The 4,477-nt window shown below is 71.4% G+C and carries 6 protein-coding genes; all 6 read left to right on the plus strand.

Annotated features, from left to right (window positions below; translation table 11 throughout):
- Positions 1-374: winged helix-turn-helix domain-containing protein (locus tag AB0C29_RS35405; protein WP_360829796.1), on the plus strand; the 374-nt coding region annotated here is incomplete at its 5' end.
- Positions 371-1,480 (plus strand): HAMP domain-containing sensor histidine kinase, encoded by a 1,110-nt coding sequence (locus AB0C29_RS35410; protein ID WP_360829799.1) that lies wholly within the window; start codon positions 371-373, stop codon positions 1,478-1,480. The genes AB0C29_RS35405 and AB0C29_RS35410, both read left to right, overlap by 4 nt.
- 51 nt (positions 1,481-1,531) lie before the next feature.
- Positions 1,532-2,089, plus strand: a complete 558-nt coding sequence (locus tag AB0C29_RS35415) for an alpha/beta hydrolase (protein ID WP_360829802.1) — start codon at positions 1,532-1,534, stop codon at positions 2,087-2,089.
- 207 nt (positions 2,090-2,296) lie between these two features.
- Positions 2,297-2,845 carry a DUF1062 domain-containing protein gene (locus tag AB0C29_RS35420; RefSeq protein ID WP_360829804.1) on the plus strand — a complete coding sequence of 183 codons (549 nt, stop codon included), beginning with the start codon at positions 2,297-2,299 and terminating at the stop codon, positions 2,843-2,845.
- Positions 2,846-2,946: 101 nt separating this feature from the next.
- The gene (locus tag AB0C29_RS35425; protein ID WP_360829807.1) at positions 2,947-4,191 is read left to right on the plus strand and encodes an amidase domain-containing protein; all 1,245 of its coding nucleotides are present in this window, start codon (positions 2,947-2,949) and stop codon (positions 4,189-4,191) included.
- Positions 4,192-4,197: 6 nt separating this feature from the next.
- The coding region (locus AB0C29_RS35430) for a hypothetical protein (RefSeq protein WP_360829810.1) at positions 4,198-4,477 on the plus strand (280 nt) is incomplete at its 3' end.

Below are 4,477 nucleotides of genomic sequence, written 5' to 3' on the forward strand. Positions count from 1 at the left end.
CCGTCCCGGCGGCGCGCTGCAGCTCGCCCAGCACGGCGAACTCCTGGCGGGACAGCGCCACGTACCGCCGGTCGCGACCGGCCGCGCCGCCGGTGCTGCGCCGGGCCGGGATCAGCCTGGACCCGCACCGGCGCGAGGTCTTCCGCGACGGACGGTACGTGCCGCTGTCCCGCAAGGAGTTCGCCGTGCTGGCCGAGCTGCTGCGCGCCGACGGTACGGCGGTCTCGGCCGAGCAACTGCTGGAGAAGGCCTGGGACGAGAACGCGGATCCGTTCACCCACGCCGTACGGATGACGCTCCTGAAGTTGCGCCGCAAGCTCGGCAACCCGCCGGTGCTGCTCACCGAGCCCGGAGTGGGGTATCGGATCGGATGAAACTCACCGTGCGGGGCCGGCTGACCCTGGTGTACGGCGGCCTGTTCCTGGCCGCGGGCGTCGTCATGCTGGGCTTCACCTACGTCCTGGTGAAGCAGCAGCTGCCCGTCAAGGCCCTCATCACCGGCGGCAGCATGGCCGGACAGCCACCGCCGGACGCGGCGAAACCCGACGTCATCTTCCAGCGGGTCGTCGAGGACACCCGCGACGACGCACTGTCCGCGCTCATCACCCAGGGCGGCATCGCGCTGCTGGTGGTCGGGGCGGCCGCGATCGCGCTGGGCTGGCTCATCGCCGGGCGGATGCTGCAACCGCTGCACCGGATCACCGACGCCGCCCGCCGCATCGCCGAGTCCCCGGCGGCCGACCGGGGCCTGCACGAGCGCATCGCGCTGGCCGGCCCGGACGACGAGATCAAGCAGCTGGCGGACACTTTCGACCTGATGCTGACCCGGCTGGACCGCTCGTTCGACGGCCAGCGGCGGTTCATCGCCAACGCCTCGCACGAGCTGCGCACCCCGCTGACCCTCAACCGGACCCTGCTGGAGGTGGCCCTGCATCAGGAGCAGGCGTCACCGGAGGTACGGCAGCTCGGCACGACCCTGCTGGCGATCAACGACCGGCACGGCCGGCTCATCGACGGGCTGCTCCTGCTGGCCCGCTCGGAGCGCGAGCTGACCGAGCGCGCGTACGTGGACCTGGCGGACATCGCCTCGCACGTCAGCGGGACCGACATCCAGGTCGAGCTCTCGGAGGCGACCACGGTCGGCGACCCGGTGCTGCTGGAACGGCTGGTGCAGAACCTCGTCGAGAACGGGGTGCGGCACAACGTGCCCGGCGGCTGGGTGCGGGTGGCCACGTACGCCAAGGACGGGCGGGCCACGCTGGAGGTCAGCAACACCGGACCAGTGGTGCCGCGGTACGAGGTGCCGGGCCTGTTCGAGCCGTTCCGCCGGCTCGGCACCGACCGGCTGGCCGGGCCGGGCGTCGGGCTGGGCCTGTCGATCGTGCGCGCGGTGGCCCGGGCCCACGACGGTGACGTGCACGCCGTGCCGCGCGACGAGGGCGGCCTGGTCGTGACGGTCACCCTGCCGGCGGCGTACTAGTGGCACTTTGCGGCACGAGCGGGCCGATCGTCGTTGGTAGCGTCCGTGACCATGGAGTCGCAGATCATCCGCCTGGGCGCTACAGCGTTGCATGTCGGTGTGACGGGCCACGGTCCTGACGTCGTCGTCCTGACCGGTGGTCCCGGCTGTGTGCAGTACCTGGAGCGAGACGATCTTGCGCCGCGGAACCACCGCGCCTGGTATCCCGAACCGCGCGGCGTCGGCCGTTCAGGTGGTGGCCCGCACACCATGGAAGACGCCATCGCCGACCTTGAAGGCATCCGTGCGGCGGTCGGAGTCAGGACCTGGATCGTAGTGGGCCATTCCTGGGGTTGTGATCTCGCGGTGCGCTACGCGGTCGAGCATCCGGAGGCGGTGGCTGCGGTCGTCGGCATCGCCGGGAGGGGTCCTCAGCGCGACCGCACCTGGTCCGAAGCGTACGAAGCCTGCCCGCCGTGGTCCATGGCGCAGATCGCGGCGCTCATTCGCCGTGGAAGGTTCACTACCGTGCCCGACGTACCGCACGACTTCTGGTTCACCCACCCTGAGGTGTGGACTCGAACCGTCACCGATGCCTGCACCGATCACGGCCGTAGTCCTTCGCCCTGACCTCGCAACGCACTGCCAGGGCTGCTGCCGGAAAACCGGTGGCCGCGCGGGTCCGTACGCCGTTACCGTGCTCGCGCCCTGTCTCCTCGGTGAGGACATGCCGTTGTACGTCCTGTGAGACCTCCTGAGCGCTGATTCATCGCGCGTCGCCGCGGGGCGACGTGCGCCTTTTCGCTGCGGACTTCTCACTGGGACCGGTGTATCTCCATGTCCAGAAACTGGGTGGTCGTGCCCACCCGCCTGCCCCTCGTCATCCGCCGCTGTCACGGGTGCGCCTCGCAGCGCTTCCGGGCGAGCGGCAAATTCCGGGTCAACGCCAACCACAAGCTCATCGACGCCTGGCTCCTCGCGCTGTGCACCGGTTGCGGGGAGACCATCAAACTCACCCTGTTCGAACGCGTGCCGGTGCGTTCCGTCCGGCCGGAGATCCTGGACCGGCTGCACGACAACGACCTCGGCCTGACCGCCGAGTTGCTCCAGGATCCGCTCGTGTGGCGCCGCAACCGCGTCGCCCTCGACTGGGACGGCGCCTGGCGCCTCGACACCGGTGAACCGGACCAGCCGGACGGCGAGGCGATCGAGGTGTCGGTGCGTTTCGCGGCGCCGATCCCGGTCCGGCCGGTGCGCCTGATCGCTGACGGCTTCGGGTTCTCCCGGGCCGAGGTCGCGAGACTGCTCGCCGAGGGATGTCTCATCTCGGCGGTCCGCCTGACCGGCAGGCTCTCGGGCGACTTCACCTTCACGCTCAAGCGCTGAGCGGTCCGGCAGGCCTGTCCGGCGTGATCCGCCGGGCGGGCCGGCTGGCCGCTTGCTGCCAGACCCGGAGTCCGTGGTGGCAACCGGCCTACGGTGCCGTCATGGTGAGTTTCGAGAACCTTCTCGCCGCCCGGCCGGACGAGTGGGGCCGGGCCGCCGACACCTGGGCCGCCCTCGCCCGCGAGTCCGAGGACGCCGCGAACGGCATCTTCGAACGGGGCTCGGCCAAGGTCGCCGAGAACTGGACCGACCAGGTGGGCGCCGAGGCCGGCGCCAAGCTCGACGCCCTGGCCAACTCGTACCTGACCGCCGCCGGCACGATGCACGGCGTGGTGTCGATCCTGTACGGCCTGGACGACTCGATCGGCCCGATACGCCGTTCGCTGGAGTCCGCCGTGGACTATGCCCGCCGCAACGGCTTCACCGTCGAGGCCGACGGGCGGGTCACCGCTCCGGCCGGCAGCACAGCTCCGCCCGAGGCACTCCGCGAGGCCGACGCGCTGATCCGGGAGGCGCTCGACTCGGCGACCCGGATCGACGTGGAGGCCCGCAACCAGCTCGACGAGCTCGCCGCCGCGGTGTTCAACACCGACCGGGACTGGGCCGTCGACCACGTCCAGGCCGACGCCTCCCGCTCCCAGGTCGAGCTGCTGGCCGAGGCCCTGCCGATCGGCCAGGACCCGGCGACCGTGGCCGCCTGGTGGAACGCCCTGCCACCGCAGGACCGGGCCGCGTTCGAACGGGCCGTCCCGGTCGAGCTCTACGACCTGCCGGGTCTGCCGGAGGACGTCAAGAACCGGCTGGAAGGCGACGGCGGCTACAACCGGGTCGAGGCGGTGCGCTGGGCGCAACAGAACGCGTTCAACCGCGACATCGACATCTTCGACAACAACTGCGCCAACTTCGTCTCGTACGCGCTGTCCACCGCCGGGCTGGCGCCGAAGCTGGACGACTTCGGCGGCGCGTACCAGGACGGCTGGAGCCAGGGCGTGCAGACCGGCTGGGACGCACTCGACGCCCGGGACTACACCCACACCCCGGCCTGGACGGTGTCGGACCGGCAGCGCGACTTCTTCCTGGAGAACGGCGGCAGCGAGATCCCGCTCTCCGGCGCCCAGCCCGGTGACGTCATCTACTGGGAGCAGGCGGCGCCGGGCGGCCCCATCGCCGAGGGCGGCGTCCACCACGCCGCGGTCGTCACGTCGGTGACCCCGGACGGCGACGTGCACTACACCCAGCACACCGCCTCCCGCCTCGACGCCAGCCTGGACGGTCGGCTGCCGACCAACGAGGTGGTCGAGGGCGATCAGCGGGTGGTCATCGTCCGGCCCCGGCAGAGCTGGTAGGCGGTCGTGAGCATCGAGATGCGACCGGAGCAGGTGGCGACGGCCGGTGACGACCTGCGGACGCTGGCCGACGAGGCCAAACAGAAGCTGGCCTCCCTGTTCCACCTCAGCGACGTCGCGGCGCAGGCCAACCCCGGCTGGCTGGCCGCGGCGTCACTGACCAACTGCCGCACGGTCTGGGAGCAGCGCATGCGGGAGACGGTGGACTCCACGGCCACGCTGGGCGAGGCGTTGACCGTCTCGGCCGGCGACGCGGCGAACGCCGACGCCGAGGGAGCAGGCCGGC

It is taken from the genome of Actinoplanes sp. NPDC048791, assembly GCF_040650095.1.
In the GTDB taxonomy this organism is placed as follows: domain Bacteria; phylum Actinomycetota; class Actinomycetes; order Mycobacteriales; family Micromonosporaceae; genus Actinoplanes.

What these genes read in the sequence shown, in the direction of transcription:
- AB0C29_RS35410 (WP_360829799.1), top strand. Translation starts at nt 371, where the DNA reads ATGAAACTCACCGTGCGGGGCCGGCTGACCCTGGTGTACGGCGGCCTG.
- AB0C29_RS35415 (WP_360829802.1), top strand. Translation starts at nt 1,532, where the DNA reads ATGGAGTCGCAGATCATCCGCCTGGGCGCTACAGCGTTGCATGTCGGT.
- AB0C29_RS35420 (WP_360829804.1), top strand. Translation starts at nt 2,297, where the DNA reads ATGTCCAGAAACTGGGTGGTCGTGCCCACCCGCCTGCCCCTCGTCATC.
- AB0C29_RS35425 (WP_360829807.1), top strand. Translation starts at nt 2,947, where the DNA reads ATGGTGAGTTTCGAGAACCTTCTCGCCGCCCGGCCGGACGAGTGGGGC.